At 32.5% G+C, this 18,684-nt stretch carries 20 protein-coding genes; 9 read left to right on the top strand and 11 right to left on the bottom strand.

The window, feature by feature from the left end:
- Window positions 1-36 precede the first annotated feature (36 nt).
- From FVE72_RS02400 to FVE72_RS02365, 8 genes are all read right to left on the bottom strand, one after another.
- Window positions 37-1,089: an aldose epimerase family protein gene (locus FVE72_RS02400; RefSeq protein WP_026737112.1), complete on the bottom strand. Its 1,053-nt coding sequence runs from the start codon at window positions 1,087-1,089 to the stop codon at window positions 37-39.
- Window positions 1,086-2,243, bottom strand: a complete 1,158-nt coding sequence (locus FVE72_RS02395; RefSeq protein WP_026737111.1) for a galactokinase — start codon at window positions 2,241-2,243, stop codon at window positions 1,086-1,088. The genes FVE72_RS02400 and FVE72_RS02395 overlap by 4 nt, the downstream gene beginning before the upstream one ends.
- Window positions 2,244-2,301: 58 nt before the next feature.
- Entirely contained in the window at window positions 2,302-3,330 is a 1,029-nt protein-coding gene (gene mglC, locus FVE72_RS02390; protein ID WP_006806259.1) for a galactose/methyl galactoside ABC transporter permease MglC, read from the bottom strand.
- 8 nt (window positions 3,331-3,338) lie between these two features.
- Window positions 3,339-4,853 carry a galactose/methyl galactoside ABC transporter ATP-binding protein MglA gene (gene mglA, locus FVE72_RS02385; RefSeq protein ID WP_026737109.1) on the bottom strand — a complete coding sequence of 505 codons (1,515 nt, stop codon included), beginning with the start codon at window positions 4,851-4,853 and terminating at the stop codon, window positions 3,339-3,341.
- Window positions 4,854-4,937: 84 nt separating this feature from the next.
- On the bottom strand, window positions 4,938-5,963 hold the full coding sequence (gene mglB, locus FVE72_RS02380) for a galactose/glucose ABC transporter substrate-binding protein MglB (protein ID WP_006806244.1): 1,026 nt from the start codon (window positions 5,961-5,963) through the stop codon (window positions 4,938-4,940).
- A gap of 47 nt (window positions 5,964-6,010) precedes the next feature.
- On the bottom strand, window positions 6,011-7,207 hold the full coding sequence (locus FVE72_RS02375) for an ROK family protein (protein WP_026737107.1): 1,197 nt from the start codon (window positions 7,205-7,207) through the stop codon (window positions 6,011-6,013).
- A gap of 399 nt (window positions 7,208-7,606) precedes the next feature.
- Complete coding sequence (locus tag FVE72_RS02370; RefSeq protein WP_026737106.1) at window positions 7,607-8,338, bottom strand: TIGR03915 family putative DNA repair protein; 732 nt, start codon at window positions 8,336-8,338, stop codon at window positions 7,607-7,609.
- 80 nt (window positions 8,339-8,418) lie between these two features.
- Window positions 8,419-9,657 (bottom strand): putative DNA modification/repair radical SAM protein, encoded by a 1,239-nt coding sequence (locus FVE72_RS02365; protein ID WP_026737105.1) that lies wholly within the window; start codon window positions 9,655-9,657, stop codon window positions 8,419-8,421.
- A gap of 317 nt (window positions 9,658-9,974) precedes the next feature.
- Here FVE72_RS02365 and FVE72_RS02360 point away from each other — a divergent pair, with 317 nt between their 5' ends.
- From FVE72_RS02360 to FVE72_RS02345, 4 genes are read left to right on the top strand one after another with little or no spacing between them, the layout of a single operon-like run.
- Window positions 9,975-10,658: a DUF969 domain-containing protein gene (locus FVE72_RS02360; RefSeq protein WP_026737104.1), complete on the top strand. Its 684-nt coding sequence runs from the start codon at window positions 9,975-9,977 to the stop codon at window positions 10,656-10,658.
- The gene (locus tag FVE72_RS02355; RefSeq protein ID WP_026737103.1) at window positions 10,658-11,599 is read left to right on the top strand and encodes a DUF979 domain-containing protein; all 942 of its coding nucleotides are present in this window, start codon (window positions 10,658-10,660) and stop codon (window positions 11,597-11,599) included. The genes FVE72_RS02360 and FVE72_RS02355 overlap by 1 nt, the downstream gene beginning before the upstream one ends.
- A 19-nt stretch (window positions 11,600-11,618) precedes the next feature.
- Window positions 11,619-12,260, top strand: a complete 642-nt coding sequence (gene pcp, locus FVE72_RS02350) for a pyroglutamyl-peptidase I (RefSeq protein ID WP_026737102.1) — start codon at window positions 11,619-11,621, stop codon at window positions 12,258-12,260.
- Between the two features lie 28 nt (window positions 12,261-12,288).
- On the top strand, window positions 12,289-12,723 hold the full coding sequence (locus FVE72_RS02345; RefSeq protein ID WP_026737101.1) for a gamma-glutamylcyclotransferase family protein: 435 nt from the start codon (window positions 12,289-12,291) through the stop codon (window positions 12,721-12,723).
- Between the two features lie 63 nt (window positions 12,724-12,786).
- Here the strand turns inward: FVE72_RS02345 and FVE72_RS11385 are convergent, their stop codons facing one another.
- Both FVE72_RS11385 and FVE72_RS11380 read right to left on the bottom strand, forming a co-directional pair.
- Window positions 12,787-13,293 (bottom strand): MATE family efflux transporter, encoded by a 507-nt coding sequence (locus FVE72_RS11385; protein ID WP_026737100.1) that lies wholly within the window; start codon window positions 13,291-13,293, stop codon window positions 12,787-12,789.
- Complete coding sequence (locus FVE72_RS11380; protein ID WP_232049495.1) at window positions 13,278-13,574, bottom strand: MATE family efflux transporter; 297 nt, start codon at window positions 13,572-13,574, stop codon at window positions 13,278-13,280. The genes FVE72_RS11385 and FVE72_RS11380 overlap by 16 nt, the downstream gene beginning before the upstream one ends.
- Window positions 13,575-14,028: 454 nt before the next feature.
- Here FVE72_RS11380 and FVE72_RS02335 point away from each other — a divergent pair, with 454 nt between their 5' ends.
- From FVE72_RS02335 to FVE72_RS02315, 5 genes are all read left to right on the top strand, one after another.
- Entirely contained in the window at window positions 14,029-14,385 is a 357-nt protein-coding gene (locus FVE72_RS02335) for a Fur family transcriptional regulator (protein ID WP_026737098.1), read from the top strand.
- Window positions 14,386-14,450: 65 nt separating this feature from the next.
- A complete protein-coding gene (locus FVE72_RS02330; protein ID WP_026737097.1) occupies window positions 14,451-15,407 on the top strand; it encodes a metal ABC transporter substrate-binding protein in 957 nt (318 codons plus the stop codon).
- A gap of 26 nt (window positions 15,408-15,433) precedes the next feature.
- Window positions 15,434-16,126, top strand: a complete 693-nt coding sequence (locus FVE72_RS02325) for a metal ABC transporter ATP-binding protein (RefSeq protein ID WP_026737096.1) — start codon at window positions 15,434-15,436, stop codon at window positions 16,124-16,126.
- Between the two features lie 21 nt (window positions 16,127-16,147).
- Window positions 16,148-16,981, top strand: a complete 834-nt coding sequence (locus FVE72_RS02320) for a metal ABC transporter permease (RefSeq protein WP_026737095.1) — start codon at window positions 16,148-16,150, stop codon at window positions 16,979-16,981.
- Window positions 16,982-17,063: 82 nt separating this feature from the next.
- Window positions 17,064-17,501: a Dps family protein gene (locus FVE72_RS02315; protein ID WP_026737094.1), complete on the top strand. Its 438-nt coding sequence runs from the start codon at window positions 17,064-17,066 to the stop codon at window positions 17,499-17,501.
- 124 nt (window positions 17,502-17,625) lie between these two features.
- On the opposite strand, the gene fni is transcribed toward FVE72_RS02315, so the two are convergent.
- Complete coding sequence (gene fni / locus FVE72_RS02310; RefSeq protein WP_026737093.1) at window positions 17,626-18,633, bottom strand: type 2 isopentenyl-diphosphate Delta-isomerase; 1,008 nt, start codon at window positions 18,631-18,633, stop codon at window positions 17,626-17,628.
- Window positions 18,634-18,684: the final 51 nt, after the last annotated feature.

The raw sequence follows: 18,684 nt of genomic DNA, 5'->3' as shown, positions 1-18,684 counted from the left end.
ATCTTAAAATTTAACATTTCTTTCTTTGTTTTCTATTTATCGAGCAACATTAAATTCATATACTGTTTTACTGTGATACTTTTCCCCTGGATTAAGAGGACTTGTTTTAAAGTTTTTTTCATTTATTCCGTTAGGAAAATCCTGTGTTTCTATGGCTACTCCCAAATAACGGTTATTTTTATTTCCGTCATTTTCTCCTGTAAATAACGGCATATCATCGAGGTAATTTCCCGTATATACAACCGCTGTATTTTCAGTAGTATAAACTTTCATTTCTATTCCGCTGTATTCGGAGAAAAGTGTGATTTGAGGTTTTCCCTTTTCTACACTGTTCAAAACAAAAGGATGGTCGTAAGCCCTTGTTATTTCAAACTGAGAATGCCCTTTTTCTATACCTTTTTTTATAACAATTCCTTTTCTTAAATCAAATGCAGTATTTTCAACATTGATAAATCTCCCTGTAGGAACTGAATCATCGGCAAGTTCGCACACATTATCAGCTTCTATTTTCAAGATCTGCTCGTCTCCATTTCTTTCAGTATTTCCTGCCAAATTAAAATACGAATGATTTGTCGGATTAACATATGTTTTTTTGTCAGAAATCGCCTCATATTTTAATGTCAGACGATTTTTGTCCAATAAATAGAAAATTTTAAATTCTAGATTTCCGGGATATCCTTCTTCGCCGTCAGGACTTGTATAAGAAAGCTCTATCCCGTTTTCCAGTTCTTTCACATTGAATATTTTCGTATGAAATCCTTGATTTCCTCCATGTATGGAATTTTTCCCACTGTTTTTATCCAGTTTATACTCTGTCCCGTCTATGTAAAAAGATGCATTTGCAGTTCTTCCTGCTGTTCTTCCTATTACCGATCCTGGATAAGCCTTATTGTCAATATATTTTTCAATATTGTCGTAACCTAACACTACATTTTTAACTTTTTCTTCTTTATTCTTCACAAATATTTCGGTTATAATGCCGCCTAAATTTAAAATGTTTACCTGAAATCCGTTTTCACCTTTCAGTTCATATTTATATACTTTTTCTCCCTTATACATTCCGAATTCTTTTTTTTCTATATTAATCATAACTCTCTCGGTCCTTCACTTACTTCCACAATATAAAAATCAGCATCATAACCTATTTTTTCTTTATAACCTTTGCCTACATTTTTTATAAATTCGTCTACTTTATCTTTTTTTACAATGCTTACAGTGCAGCCTCCAAAACCCGCTCCTGTCATTCTCGAGCCTATTACTCCGTTCTGTTTCCAAGCGAGTTCCGTTAAAGTATCCAGTTCTTTCCCGGTAACTTCGTAATCATCTCTCAAAGACTCATGTGACTGATTCATCAGTTTTCCGAATTCTTCCAAATTCCCTGCCGATAATTCTTTTTGTGCTTTTATCGTTCTCTGATTTTCGTAAACTGCATGTTTTGCCCTTTTTCTGTTTATTTCATTTTTTATTAAATCTTTATTTTCTTCAAACTCCTCTATGGATAATTCTCCCAATGCTTTTATTTTAAGTTTTTCCTGTAAATCTTTCAACGCAGTTTCACATTCTCCACGTCTTTCATTATATTTTGAATCTGCAAGTCCTCTTCTTTTATTTGTATTGGATATTACTATCACTTCATTTTTCAGTATTACAGGAACATATTCATATTTTAATGTATTACAGTCAAGTAGAACTGCATGGTCCTTTTTACCCATTCCTACGGCAAACTGATCCATTATTCCAGAATTTACTCCGATAAACAGATTTTCCGTTTTTTGTCCCAGTTTTACCATTTCTATCATATCAATATTCAAGCCGAACATATTTTTCAATATTACCGCTGTCAATATCTCAATGGAAGCCGATGACGAAAGTCCCGCTCCGTTGGGAATGTTGCCGTAAAAGAGTATATCAAAGCCCTTGTCTATCTTATATCCCGCATCTATAAACATTTTTATTACGCCCTTAGGATAATTTGCCCAGTCGTGTGCTTTTTCATTTTCAAGTTTATCCAGACTAAATTCAATTATTCCTATTTTTTCAAAGTTTTCCGAGTACATTCTGAACCTGTTGTCATTTCTTGTCTTTATAAGGGCATAAGTACCTCTGTCTATGGCACACGGAAATACATTACCTCCGTTATAATCAGTATGCTCTCCTATAAGATTCACTCTTCCCGGAGAAAAAAATTCTTTTTCCGAATTTTCTCCGAACACTTCAAAAAATTTTTCTTTTAAATTCAACATTTTTTATCCTCCTGAAAAATTAATATACTCTTTTAAATTCCCCTTGAGACATTCTGTCTTATTTATTTTTTCTGTATTTTAATACGTCTATTGCAACTGCAGTTATTATTATTATACCTTTTATGATGTATTGCCAGTAAGGGCTGACACTTATATATGTCAATCCGTAGTTAATAAGTGTAAATATTATAACTCCCGCAACTACTCCCGAGATTTTTCCTACTCCTCCGTTAAAGGACACTCCTCCAACGACGCAGGCTGCAATGGCATCCATTTCGTACATGAATCCCAAGTTATTTGTAGCCGACCCTATACGTGCAGCTTCCAGAAATCCTCCAAGTGCATACATAATTCCCGAAAGAACATATACAAGTATAAGTGTTTTCGCCACATTTACTCCCGATACTCTTGCAGCTTCGGGATTTCCTCCCACTGCAAACAGATTTTTCCCGAATACTGTTTTATTCCACAATATCCACATAAATACTATCGCTATTACTGCATATATAATCAGATATGACAGTCTTAACTGACCGAATTGAAATAATGCTCCCTGTGCTACTTCAGAGTATCTCTTGTCAAATCCTGCTACGGGAGATGCTCCCACATAATCAAAATACAATGAGTTTATACCGTAAACGATAACCATTGTTCCCATAGTTGTAACGAAAGGCACTACATCCAGTTTCGCTACAATCAGTCCGTTTACAAGTCCGAAAATCGCTCCTAAAACAACTATTATAAGAATAACTACAGGTATAGGTAAAACTCCAAGTGTTTTAAATACTTTATTCGGATTAGTTACTGCCTGTAATAATGTTGCCGAAAGTAAAGCCGCCATACCGACCTGTCTACCTACTGACAGATCTGTTCCCTGAGTAACTATAATTCCTGCAACTCCCAATGCTATTATTATTCTGACTGATGATTGAGTAAGAATATTCTGTATATTTATTAATCTGAGAAACGTAGGATCTTTTATTACTATCAATATCAGTAATAAAATCAACACAAAATATATTCCTCCGTTTAATATCAGTTCTTTTAAATCAAAAGACTTTACGCCTTTATCCATTCTTTCCGCCATTTTTCCTCCTATAGATACTTAGCCGTTAATTTTAATATTTCTTCCTGAGTAGTTTCCGATGTTTTTACTATTCCGGCAACTTTACCGTTACTCATAACCAGTATTCTGTCGGTAACTCCCAGTAACTCAGGCATTTCCGATGAAATCATTATAATTCCTTTATCTTTTTTTGCAAGATTTACCATTAACTGATAAATTTCAAATTTTGCTCCTACATCTATTCCCCTTGTAGGCTCATCCATCAGAAGTATTTCAGGTTCTGTCAAAAGCCATCTTCCTATTATGACTTTCTGCTGATTTCCTCCCGACAGACTTCCTATGTGAGTTCTTTGAGAAGGAGTTTTTACTCTCATACTTTCTATAACCCATCCTGTGTCTTTCTGTATTCTTTTATCATTCAACAGCCCTATTTTAGATTTATAATTTCTCGTATTGGAAATAATTGAATTGAATTTTATGTCCAACATTGAAAATATTCCCGTAGAACGTCTTTCTTCTGTAATGAGTGCAAGTCCGTTTGCTGTCGCTTCTTTAGGATTTCTTATATTTACAGTCTTTCCGTGTATTTTTATTGTTCCCGACTTTCTTTCCATTACACCGAATATCGTTTCTACAATATCCGTTCTTTTAGACCCTACAAGTCCTGCAATTCCAAGTATTTCTCCTTTATGAAGAGTAAAAGAAACATCTTCGATAGAATTTTTTCTTTTAGCAGTCAGATTTTCCACTTCCATAATGACATCTGACGGTTTATTTGTCTTATCAGGGAATCTGTTTGTCAAATCCCTTCCGACCATGAGATTTATAATCTGATCGGTAGTCAAATCTTTTACTTTTTCAGTTGTAACCCACTGTCCGTCTCTTAATATTGTTATTTCATCACAAATTTCAGTAATTTCTTCCATTTTGTGTGAAATATATACTATCCCGATTCCGCTTCCCTGTAATTTTTTTATTATGTGAAACAGATGTTTTACTTCATTTTCAGTCAACGAAGATGTAGGTTCGTCCAATATCAATACTTTTGAATCATAAGAAACCGCTTTGGCAATTTCCAGCATTTGCATTTGGGACACTGAAAGATTGCTTACTTTCGTTCTCGGATCTATTTTTATTTCCAGTCTTTCAAATATTTCTTTCGTATCTTTATACATTTTTTCTTCATCTATGAACAAGCCCTTTTTCGGGTATCTTCCGAGCCATATGTTATCCATTACATTTCTTTGAATAACCTGATTCAGCTCCTGATGCACCATGGAAACTCCTTTTTCCAAGGCTTCTTTGGAATTTTTAAACTCTATTTTTTTATCTTCCAGATATATTTCTCCTGCATTTTTCTTATATATACCGAAAAGACATTTCATCAAAGTAGATTTCCCTGCACCGTTTTCCCCCATAAGTGCATGTACGCTGTTAGGTCTTATTCTCAAATTAACGTTATCCAGTGCTTTTACCCCGGGAAATTCTTTACTGATACCTTCCATTCGCAAAACATATTCATGTTTTTTATCGGAATTTTCCATTTTTCACCTCTTTTTTAAAAAGGTACCGCGAATAAGTTCGGAAAAATCTTATAAGCGGTATCCGTTTAATTTAATATTTAAAAATTATTTTTTGAATTCTGCCAAGTTATCTTTATCTACACCTATATAAGGAACTCTTACAGATTTCCCTTCAAATTTCCATGAAGTACCGTCAAGAGGTTCTTTTCCGTTTCCTAAGTTTCTTGCCAATTCCAATACTGCTTTCGCCTGATTTTTACCGTCATTCAATACAGTTCCTTTTAATTCTCCTGATTCTATTAATGTCAATGCTTCCGCTAACGCATCAACTCCGTATACAGGAAGATTTTTTTGATGAGCTTTTAATGCTTCCAATGCTCCCAATGCCATTCCGTCATTGTTTGAAATAACTACTTCTATTTTTGAAGCGTTAGGTCCTGACAACCATGCATCCATTTTATCTTTAGCCTGAGCTGCATCCCACATTCCTGTGTCTTCCTGAAGTTTTTCAGTTTTGATTCCTTTATCGTTTAATTCTTTAATTACGAAAGTTGTTCTTGCTTCTGCATCAGGGTGTCCCGGTTCTCCTTTTAATAACACATATTGGATAACTCCGTCACCGTTTAAATCTTCTTTAGCATCTGCTTTCCAGTTTTTCTCGATTAATTGTCCCTGAATTATTCCTGATTCTTCAGGTTTAGTTCCTACATAGTATGCTTTGTCGTAGCTGCTCAATGTTGCTTCTCCCGGATCTTTATTAAAGAATACAACAGGTAAATTTGCAGCTTTTGCTTTATCAACTATTGTCTGTCCTGCTGCAGGGTCTACAAGGTTTATTGCAAGTACGTCCACACCTTTTGCTATCATTGTATCTACCTGCTCGTTTTGTGTAGCCTGATTGTTTTGAGAATCGTTCATAATCAATTCCACATTTGCATCTTCTTTGGCAAATGCTTCAAGGTCTTTTCTCAATGTAGCCATGAAGTTATCATCATATTTGTAAATGGTAACTCCGATTTTGATTTTTTTACCGTCTTTAGCCGGTTCTCCTCCTTTTGCCTCTTCTTTTTTCTCTCCTCCACATGCCAGCAGCATAAACATTGCAAGCATAACCAATAAAATCTTTTTCATTCCTTTTCACCTCTATAAAATATTTTTTTTATTGCCTTAACTTAATATTACCCTTTCATCAGTTTTTCTCCTACAAACAAATTACTCGTAACAAGGGATATGGCTCCGTAAATCCCTATCATGTCATCCAGTGCCGAAGATACGATTTTAACTTTTTTATTAAAATCTTCCAAAATCATCCTGTCTACACCTTTTCTGAAATTATTCATATAAAGTTTTTCAGTCATAATTATATCCCCTGCAACTACCACATTATCAATATCAAGGATATTCAGTATATTTCCGATTACTTTTCCCGTTTCGTAAGCTGCCTCTTTCACTATGGAATAATAAGGTTCTTCCTTATGCTTGGAACGACTGTATATCCTGTCTATAGTTATTTTTTCTTTAGATTCATTCCTGTCCCTTTTTTCCAATTCCCAAATAACTTTGTTTATGAGAGCCTGCTCCGAATATTCCGTTTCCAGACATCCGAATTTACCGCATCTGCATTGAATCGTAGATTTTTCGTTCACTATAAAATGTCCCACTTCTCCTGCAGAATAATTGCTTCCTTCAAATATTCTGCCGTTCAAAAATATTGCAGCACCTACGCCGTTTCTAATATAAAGCAGCATAAAATTTTTCATGTTTCCTGCACACCCGTACATATGTTCGGCTGTAAGCATTGCTCTAACGTCATTTTCCACGATTACTTTGAGATTGAACTTTCTTTCAAGCTCTCTTCTTATATCCAGTTTTTTCCATTTGAAATGCGGCGAAAATATAACTGTTCCTTTTTTTCTGTCTACTAATCCGTGAGTTGCAAGTCCTATTCCTATGATTGATTCTTCTCCGAATTTTTCGACCATATCTGAAATACCTTCATAAAGTAAATCAAGAACTTTTTCCTGAGTTTTATACACAAATTTTCTTTGTCTTATTTGTATAATTTCACCGTTTAAATGAGATACAACTATATTTATAAAGCCTACTCCCAAATTTACTCCGATAATTTTTTTATACTCTTTATTGACTATTAACGATTTTCTCGGTCTGCCCCCTGTAGATTCCAAAACTTCATGTTCCATTATTATATCCTGCAACATAAGTTTTTTTATTGCTTTGGAAATTGCAGCCGAAGTCAATTCCATTTCTTTTGCCAAATCCGTTCTTGAAACTTCGGAATCTTTCATTACCTTTTCCAAAATCCAATAATCCGTTGTATTCAATTTCCTGATTTTTTTGCTCTCTATTTTTTGCATTGAAATCATCCTTTTCACATTTTAAATATACCCAACTTTTTTAACTTTAGCAAAAAAAGTTTTCACATTCCGCCTTCCTTTTTTAACTTTTTTCAAAAATACTCGTTTGGATATTGTTTTATATATTATACCACATTTTTACTTTTTTAACTTTTTTCAAAAAATATTTTTTACGTCATAAAATATGAATGTTGCAATTACACATGTTTTCTTTTCTTCGACATTAAAATTTTACTTCGAGAAATACGAAACGGAACGTTATAAAAACAACTGTCTGAGCGAGGATTTTTAATCCGAAGCGAGTTTGTTGTTTTTATAGCGAAGTGAGTTATTTTGAGTTAGTAAAATTTTAGTCGAATATTTTTTGCTACTTTTTTTCTTAAAAAAGTAGGTAAAGATTTACCCCATTTCCTCCACAAGATGTTTCCAATAATATTTAGGTAGATTACTTTGCTGAAGTTTTTTATTTTTCCGTTCTTTTATAGAGATACTTTTATGAAAAGTCGACCAGAGAGAAGAATATTCCTGTTCTTCATCGCTCCATTCGATTTCAGGTGTTTTTACAAAAAACAGCTCAAACTTTTCGGAATTATAATAAGCTATCATTTTTCTTTTTTTATCAAAAATAGCAAATTTTTCTTTTCCCAGTCTTTTTTCAAAATGAGAAAGCAGGATCGGTAACACATTATTTTTAGGTTCGATTGTTGAAAACAATGTTCCGTCTTTCATTTCTCTGAATCTTAAAACTCCGAGATATCTATGCCGTTCTCTCAAAACTCTTTTGACAAATTTATTCATGAGAAAAGCATGTTCATCTGCCGAATGTATAATTTTTTCATCAGAATCCAATGCTTTATAAACGGTATTAGCTATTACAGTATCTTTATTGTTTTCAAAGGATAAAAAACAAAGACGTATACTTTTGAAAAAATTTTCCGAAAGCCTTTTACATATTGTCCTTTCCACACGTCGAGCTTCATAATGATCAGTTAAAACATGTATATCCTCTGTTCTGAAAGTGAGCTGTTCTGTTTCGGCGACTACTCTTATCACTTCTTTTCTGTTTTTATATGCCTTAAAAATAACCGTGAGTAATCCGTCAAAACTTCCGTCATAATAATAATTAGGCATTGTTTCCTCCTGATAATCTTATTTAAATTCTGTATTTTCAGCATTCAGCCTCTCATTTATCAAATTATAGATATCTTTCTTTAAAAAAGTCTCATTTGATACATGCCGATTTTTTCTCTTTCAATTAAAATATTCCTTATCAGTTCCGGATTTTCTTTTTTAAGCCCTAAAAACTCGCCATTTACAGTGATAAAATATTTTGCACGTTTTATTACTACCCCCAATTTTTGCAAATGTTCATATTTTATTATGCCGTATTTTCTGCTCATAACTATTCGACGGGCAGAATTTATTCCTATTCCGGGAATCCTCAAAAGCTCTTTATAAGAAGCTCTGTTTATTTCCATAGGAAAAAGATACCAATTTCTCAAAGCCCAATTTGCTTTCGGATCGAGGAGAGGATCAAAAAATGGATTTTGCTCGTTCAATATTTCTCCGGCTTTAAATTTATAAAATCTGAGCAACCAATCTGCCTGATAAAGACGATGCTCTCTTATCATCGGAGCAGCATCGACATTAGCAAGGATTCCTGACTTGTTTACAGGAACATAAGCCGAATAATATACTCTTTTCAAGTCAAAATTTTTATAAAGATTCTCACTTTTATTAAGTATTTTATAATCGCTTTCTCCGCTTGCTCCTATAATCATTTGAGTTGTCTGTCCTGCCGGAATGTATAAAGGTGCACTTTTAAATATTTTCTTTTCTTCTTTATTTTCCACTTCATTTTTATGTACCAGTCCCATAGATGTTGAAATATCTATGGATTTTTTGTCGGGAGCGAGCAATTTCAGAGCTTTACTCTCAGCAAGTTCTATATTTACTGAAACTCTGTCTACGTACAGTCCCATTTCCCGTATAAGTTCCTTACTTGCACCGGGTATAACTTTCATATGAATATATCCGTTAAAGTTTTCTTCGAGTCGAAGTTTTTTCGCTACAATAATCATCTGCTCCATTGTGTAATCGGCACTTTTTATTATTCCCGAACTTAAAAACAGCCCTTCGATATAATTTCTTCTGTAAAAATTTACAGTCAGCTTTACAATCTCTTCAGGAGTGAGTATCGCTCTTTCAATATCGTTACTTCTACGATTAACACAGTATTTACAATCGTACATACAATGATTTGTCATAAGGATTTTAAGCAGGGAAACACATCGCCCGTCTGCCGACCACGAATGGCATATTCCGCTAAAAGCCGCATTTCCCAATCCGTTATTTTTATTTGCTCTTTTACTTCCGCTCGACGAACACGATACGTCGTATTTAGCAGCAGCACTTAGTATTCTCAATTTATCTTCCACAGGCTTATTCATAATTTTTCCTTTCAGATTTCTTTTATCATGAATGAATTTTATCAGAATAACGCTTTTTTCCCTAAATCACTATATTCTGATATTAAGATTTCTCAAAAATATCATTTCGGAATTTTTACCATTTAAAACAATATTTTTTATTTTTTTCAAAATTTCTTTTATTTTCAGACTTTTTCACAACATAAAATCTGCAAAAATTTCGTCGGATATCATACCGTTTTTTCAATTTAATTACTTTTACCTATTGCATTTATCGTAATTTAAGGTTAAAATACTGTATCTGTAACAATTATTATTTATATAAGGAGGAGTTTTTTATGAATTTATGGATACTTATAGGTATCGTTATTATTGTCGTAGGATTTTCTTTGAAATTGGACGTTCTTGCTGTCGTAATAACCGCAGGAGTTGCTACAGGATTGGCTGCAAAAATCGACTTTTTCAAAATCCTTGAAATTATGGGGAAAGCCTTTGTGGAGAACAGATTAATGTCTATCTTTTTAATCAGTTTCCCTGTCATTGCTATATTGGAAAGATACGGTCTGAAGGAAAGAAGTGCGGAACTTATAGGAAACCTTAAAAATGCCACTGCAGGAAAAATTTTAGGTTTTTATATGATTATCCGTTCTGTCGCATCGGCTCTTTCTATAAGAATCGGAGGACACATCCAATTTATAAGACCGCTTATTTTACCAATGTCTGAGGCTGCTGCTGAAGCTTCCAAAGGGGGAAAACTAAGTGAAGATGAAACTGAACGTTTAAAAAGCTTAAGCGGTGCAGTGGAAAACTACGGTAACTTCTTTGCTCAAAACATATTTGTCGGTGCATCAGGATTACTTCTTATCCAAAGTACAATGGGAGAAAACGGATACAATGTTTCTCTTAAAAATCTTGCATTTTACTCAATTCCTATAGGAATTATTGCAATAATATTTACAATTATACAAGTAAGTCTTTATGACAAAAAACTTAAAAAAGATTCGCAGGGAGGTAATAAATAATGGACTTGAAAACACTTTTTAACTATTTATCCGAAATAATTTACATTCTTTGCGGATTGGTCAGTATAAGCACTGCAATCAGAGGGCTTAAAAATGAAAAAGCAAAAATAGGAACTTTTTTATTCTGGTTTCTTTTAGGTCTTATATTCATTTTGGGAAAATATATTCCATATGTATACACAGGCGGAATGTTAATAGTTTTAGGACTTATTACAGTTACAAATCAGCTTAAAATGGGAAAATTTGCAGATATTTCTGCCGAATTCAAAATAGCTCAAAGCAGAAAATTCGGAAATCTGATATTTATTCCTGCTGCATTAATAGGTATTTCAGCTTTTCTGATACTTCAATTTAAAATCGGAAAAACAGCTATTCCTGCTGCATTAGGTATTGGAGGAGGTGCTATTATTGCATTAATTGTGGCACTTTTAATTATAAAACCGAATTTAAGCGAAACAAACGAAGACTCTGCAAAACTTCTGATGCAGACAGGGGCAGCAGCTCTTTTGCCTCAGTTACTTGCAGCTCTCGGAGTGGTATTTAAAGAAGCCGGTGTCGGAAATGTTATTGCTCAAAGTATTTCGTCTGTAGTTCCTTCAGGAAATATATTTTTAGGTATCATTATTTATGCAATAGGAATGGCAGTATTTACTATGATTATGGGAAATGCCTTCGCAGCATTCTCAGTAATAACAGCAGGTATAGGTATTCCGTTCATTTTAAAACACGGAGGAAATCCTGCCGTTATAGGAGCTTTAGGAATGACTGCAGGTTACTGCGGAACACTTATGACACCTATGGCTGCAAACTTTAATATAGTTCCTGCTTCCATACTTGAAATAAAAGATAAAAATGCTATGATTAAAACACAAATTCCTATGGCATTGGCATTATTCGTTGTTCATATAATATTAATGCTGTTGCTGTTCGGTATAAAATAAACATTTGAGGAGGGCGTCAATGAAAATATTAGTTACAGGGTTCGATCCTTTCGGAGGAGAACTTGTAAATCCGGCTCTTGAAGCCGTAAAAAAATTACCCGATAATATTGCGGGAGCTGAAATTATAAAAATAGAAATTCCTACTGTCAGAATAAAATCTCTTGAGAAAATAGAAAAAGCTGTTGAGGAGCATAATCCTGATGTTATTTTATCTATCGGGCAGGCAGGAGGAAGATTCGACATTACTGTAGAACGTATAGGTATAAATATTGATGATTTCCGTATTCCCGACAATGAAGGAAATCAGGTTATAGACGAACCTGTTTTCTCTGACGGAGAAAGTGCTTATTTTTCCAATTTGCCTGTAAAAGCCATAGTGGAAAATATTAGAAATCATGAAATTCCGGCTTCGGTTTCAAATACTGCGGGAACGTTTGTTTGCAACCACGTTTTATATGGTGTAAGATATTTAATTGAGAAAAAATATAAAGAAAAAAAATCAGGATTTATTCATATTCCTTTTTTGCCTGAACAGGTTATAAGTAAACCGAATATGCCTTCAATGTCTGTAGATACTGTAGTCGAAGGACTGACAGCAGCTATCGAAGCTATTGTGAAAAATGATGAAGATATTAAAAAAACAGGCGGAACCGTTTGTTAGACACAAATTTATATTACAGGAGAGAAAAATGATAAAATTATTTGTCTACGGTTCTTTGAGAAAAGGATGTTTCAATCATTATTATATTGATAAAGCTCAATTTAAAGGAATATTTTATGTGAGAGGAAATATTTTTACAATTAAAAACAAGAATTATCCTGCATTAGTTTTGTCTGAACAGGATGAAAATAAAAATCCGGAGAATTTTACAACAGGAGAATTGTATGAATTTCCCGATAACACTGAAAATTTAACAGAAATACTTGAAAATCTTGATAAAATGGAAAATTATTACGGGAAAAATCACCCTGAAAATGAATATAACAAACTTTATCTTGACATATACGACAGGAGTTTTAATAAAGCGGACAAGGCTTATGTATATGTTTTTAACATTAATAATCCGAAACTTAAAAACTCTTTAGGAGAAAAAATTGAAAACAATGATTTTCTTAATATTTAAAAAATGTGAGGGTTTATAGCTCTCACATTTCCATTTCCGAATATACTTTTCTTTTCATTTTTTTTACATATAAAAAGTAGCACCGATCTTGCTCCCGAAAACAGTATAAAAGAAAACCAAAGCCCATGATTCCCCCATAAAGGGATAATGAAAAAGTAAACCGTCAAAAACACTCGAAGCATTGGCAAATCCGTCAAAGAAATACGCCATTAAATACTGGATCTGAAATAGTATGGAATTTGCCGCCAAGACTATTTCTCCTTCTCCTGAGGCTTCTTCCATAAACAGGTTGGTAACTGCAAGAAGACACACTGTTCTTATGACCAGATCAAAGTTTACTCCTACAATCTTTTTTGCAGCTTCTTTATCAAATATCTTTTTAAAATCTATTTTTTTTACGGCTTCAATTATTTTTAAATCCTCGCCTTTTTTTCCTTTCAATATTATGTATATTGACAATAAAGTTGTCATAATTTGAGAAATAAGAGTAGCATAGGCAACACCGGCGACATTCATATTAAGACTTTTTACAAAAAATAAATCCAGAACAATGTTTACAAAATCAGACATTCTCTTATTTGCTTACGTCCCATTATCCAACCGAGAAAAGTATAATTTAAAAGGACAAAAGGTGCTCCCCATATGAGTATTTTATAATAAACTCCCATATAATGCAGTACCTGCTCATCAGCTTTGTAAAAACGTAAAGCCAAATTCAATATTCCGTTCTGAAATACAAAAAACAGTAATCCTGTTATAACTGATATTATCATAGGTCTTATAAGTGCAAGAACTTCTTCTTTTTCGTCTTTCATACCGAATGCCTTTGCCGAATATCCCGACGTACTCACTCTCAAAAACCCTAAAATTCAATATATTGTGTTAAATATCGTTCCTCCCAGTGCCACTCCTCCTATATACACAGGATTCGGCAATCTTCCTACAACTGCAGTATCAACAGAATTTAAAAGCGGTGTTGTAAGCGTAGAGAGAGAGTAAATCCTATAGCCATTTTCAAATATCCGTTATTTAATTTTCTTTTTTCCGTTTTAGTCATAAATATTTTTATATAATTTTATTTTTTGATTTTATAAGAAATTTCAGCTTTAAAGACATGATGATTCGTAATTTTTGTAATAAAAAAGCTTTAATTTTCGCTAATTATAACCTTAATGACAGTTTTTGTCAAATTTTTAAAAAAATGAAGAAAAAAATTTGACAAATAAAAATATTTATTATAAAATAAATCATATTTTTGCAAATCATTTGCATTTTTAAATTTTATTTTTATAGAAGGTAAACATTATGAAACTTACTAAAAATAGGCAAAAGGTCCTTGATTTAATACAAATCTCGGATATCCCCGTAAATGTAAAATTTTTAAAAACAAAAGTTGATTTTGATCTTTCTACGATTTATCGGGCTTTAGATTTTTTAGAAAAAAATAAACTTGTATTTTCTTTTGACTTTGAAAATGAAAAGTATTATTTCAAAGAAGAAAATGCCAACTTTTTTATATGCGACACTTGTAAACATATAGAAACCGTTCCCGATTTTTCGGACTCGGAAATAGAAAAAGAAAAAAATACATTGGAAAAAAAAGGATTTTCTCTTTTATCGCATTTATCCATTTTTAAGGGGAAATGTAGCGACTGCGATTAAGTGAAAAATAACCCGGTTTACACTCAGTACTGACTTATATATAAAACTTACAGGAGGATTTGGAAATGAAAAAAATTGTAGCACTAATGTTATTGGGACTTCTTGTTTTTTCGTGCGGAAAAACTGAAAATCCTGAAAAAAAAGAAAGCGGAGCAAAAACGGAAGCTCCTAAAAAAGAAAAAATTGTAACGAGTATTCCGCCACTTAAATGGCTTGTCCAGAAGATTGCCGGCAGTGATTTTGAAGTTACTTCTATTGTACAGCCTAACATGAATCACGAGCTTTTTGAGCCGAAACCTGAAGATTTGAAAACTCTTGAAGATACAAAAGTATTTTTTACTTATGACGTATTACCTTTTGAAGAAACAATAGAAAAAAGTTTGAACGGCTCGGATAAAATTACAAATGTTTTAAGCGGTGTAGATCCTGCTCTATTTTTAAAAGGACACCATCATCACCATGATGAAGACGAAGATCATGATCATGACCATGATAAAAATGAAAAACATGAAGAAGAAAAAGAACATCACGATCATGACGAAGATGCCAGAGATCCTCATGTATGGTTTTCTTTGGAAATGATGCCTCAAGTGGCAAAAAATGTAAAAGATAAATTGGCTCAAATGTATCCTGATAAAAAAGATACTTTTGAAAAAAATTATAATGACTTTTTAGCTGAATTGACTAAATTCAAAGAAGAAATCTCTAAAAAAATGTCAGGAAAAACTAAAAAATTATTTATGATTTATCATCCTGCATTGAATTATTTCTTGAAAGACTATGACATCAAAGAAATCGAGATAGAAAGTGAAGGGAAAGAGCCTTCAGCACAACAAATTAAAGAAATTATAGATGAAGCTAAAGAACACGGTATAACTACTATTTTAGTGCAGCCTCAGTTTCCTAAGCAAAGTGCAGAAGCTATTTCAAAGGAGATTCCTAATTCCAAAGTAGCTGAATTTAATGCCGATTTGGAAAACGTATTTGAAAATCTGAACCGTTTTGTAGATTATCTGGATTAAGGGGATTTTTTAAGAAAGGGGATATAATGAGTAATTCTGAAGAAAAATTAATAAGCGTAAAAGATTTGAATTTTAAATATCACAATGAAATTATTTTGGAAAATATAAGTTTTGATATAATAAAAGGACAAAATGTAGCTATTTTAGGAAGAAACGGAGGCGGAAAATCTACATTAATAAAGGTTCTTTTAGGTTTTTTGAAAAAGAAATCGGGAGAAATCAGGTTTTTTATCGATAAAAAGAAAATCGGTTATCTCCCTCAAATTAGAGAATTTGATGCTTCTTTCCCTATTAATATATTTGATCTTGTTATATCGGGACTTACAGATAAAAAAAATCTTTTCAGACGTTTTAACGAAGAAGAAAAGAAAAAGACAGAAAATCTTTTAAAAGAATTCGGAATTTCTCATTTAAAAGATAAATTAATAAGCGAAGTTTCAGGAGGACAGTTGCAGAGAGCTCTTATTGCAAGAGCACTCGTTTCTTCTCCGGAAATTATATTTCTGGACGAACCCGAATCATTTTTGGATAAAGAATTTGAGTTTAAACTATTTGAAAAAATAAAAAAGCTCTCAAATTCAACACTTGTAATAATTTCTCATGAAATGGAAAAAATTTATAATTATGTGGATTCAATATTTATTGTAGAAGGAACTATTAAAACATACAAAAACAAAAAAGCATTTTATGACAGCGAAGATAACACACACAGACATTAAATATCAAAGTTGGGGAGAAAAATGGATTTTTTAAATATTTTAGGATATTCTTTTATGAGAAATGCCCTTATAGTAGGCTTTCTTTCGAGTATATGCTGCGGCATAATAGGAACATATATAGTTAATAAAAAAATGGTCTTTATTTCTTCTAGTATAAGCCATGCTTCTTACGGAGGAATCGGGATCGGAATCTATCTTGTTTATTTTTTCAGATTACCGATGAAAGACCCTTTAATTTTCGGTCTTATTTTTTCAATTTTATCGGGTATTTTAATATTGATTTTGAAAGACTTTTTCAATGTTGAAGGAGATTTGGGCATAGGTATGGTCATGTCTTTAGGTATGGCTGTGGGAATTATATTTTCTTTTATGACTCCCGGTTATCAGTCGGATATGTCCACTTATTTATTCGGAAACATTCTTCTTTCCAATAATTCAAATATAATTTCTCTTTTAATACTTGACATTATAACTGTCATATTTTTTATAATTTTTTATAAAGGTATAGTTTATACAAGTTTTGACGAAAAATTATACAGATTGTATGGTGTTCCCGTTTATTTTATCAACTATTTTATGGTTATGCTTATATCTTCCGCAATAATAATAAATATTAAGACTATAGGGATTATTCTTATTATTTCCATACTTACAATTCCTCAGGCAGCCGCTTCCATGGTTGCAAAAAAATACAATATTATTATACTTTTATCGGTATTCTTTTCATTCCTCGGAATTTTATTCGGATTATATTTTTCATATACTTTAAATATTCCTTCAGGGCCGTCGATAATAGTTTCGTTAATAATTTTAATAGTTTTTGTAAAATTATTCTCGTTTTTAAGAAAAAAATGATTGACAAAAGATGATTTTTTTAATATAATTAGTTTGTAATTATTACAAATATAAAATAATTTTAAATAAGGAGAGGATAATAATGAGCAAAACTTCTGAAAAATTGAATTTGTATCTGGTTAATTTGAATGTTCTTTACAGAAAAGTTCAAAATTACCATTGGAATGTAGTGGGAAAAGGATTTTTTACAATCCATACAAAATTGGAAGAATTTTACGATAAAATCAACGAGCAGGTAGACGATGTGGCTGAAAGAATACTTTCAATAGGGGCAAGACCTTACGGGACATTGAAAGATTACTTGGAGCTTACCACAATTAAAGAAGCTGAAAATAAGGAAATATCCGTTCATGATGTGCTTGTTTCTGTAAAAGCCGATTTTGAATCAATGTTGACACTTGTAAAAGAAATTAAAGTAACTGCCGATGATGAAAATGACTACGGAACTTCGGCTATGTTGGACGAGTATATCTCGGAATATGAAAAAAATCTATGGATGTTAAATGCTTACCTAAAATAAAAACCTTTTATCTGACAAAGTACTATGAGGGATCAACAGAATTATTCTGCTATTCCCTCATTTTTTAATTTACAGAACAGTATTTACCCATTTTTATTTATATTCTTACACTGTCTTCTTTACATTATTTGAAATATCCTTCGGAAAACTCTTTTACTTTTCCGTATAAAATATATTTTACTTTTTTTAATTCTTCCAAATTTTGTGCATTCAATGCACACATTATCATTTTACATTCTTCTTTCCAACTGTTTACAATCTCTATCATTTCTTCAACAGTGTTTTTTTCAGCTAATCTCAATACAGTTCCCGATATTCCTACACCTTTTGCTCCCAACACTAAAGATTTTATTATATCGAGAGGATTTCTCACTCCTCCGCTTGCTATTATTTCTATATTGTCGGCATATTTTTTTACACTTAAAAGGGAAGTTACCGTTGTCTGTCCCCATTCATCGAGATAAGAAAGACTGTTTTTTCTTCTCATATTTTCTATATATGCAAAACTTGTGCCTCCACGACCGCTTATATCAAAAGTTTTTATTCCTGACTCCATTCCAATCTTTACAGTTTCTTCACTCATTCCGAAGCCTACTTCTTTTAATATCAGAGGGATTTTTATATTCTTAACAAAACCTTCTATATTTTTTCTCCAGTCTTTGAAATTTTTGCTTCCTTCCGGCATTATAAGCTCCTGCATAACATTTACGTGTATTTGCAAAAATAAAGGTTTCAAATCCTCTATAGCTTTAAGTCCCGCTGTATAATCTTTATCCGCTCCTATATTTGTTCCGAGAAGGAGTTTTTTATTTTCCTCTTTTACAATTTTAAAAGAATTGTCATCGGAATTTTTTAAAGCTGCACTGTATGATCCTGTAACAAACAAAATACCGCATTCCTCAGCAACTTTTGCAAGTTTTCTGTTTATTTCTTTGCCTTTTTCACTTCCTCCGGTCATAGCATTTATAAAAAACGGACACTCAAAATCATTACCCGCAAATCTTGCCGAAATATCTATTTCATCAATATTAAATTTCGGAACGGATTGGTGTATAAGCTCCATATCGTCAAAACTGTTATAAGGACTCTCGTATTTTAACGCATATCTTATATGTTCGTCTTTTCTATTCATTACGATTTAAAGTTCTCTCAAATACCTGATCATATTTTTGAAACAACTTTT

The sequence above is a fragment of the Pseudoleptotrichia goodfellowii genome, from assembly GCF_007990505.1.
Classification (GTDB): domain Bacteria; phylum Fusobacteriota; class Fusobacteriia; order Fusobacteriales; family Leptotrichiaceae; genus Pseudoleptotrichia; species Pseudoleptotrichia goodfellowii.
Note: the sequence above shows the minus strand (reverse complement) of the source record. Positions and strands in the feature narration are given on the sequence as shown.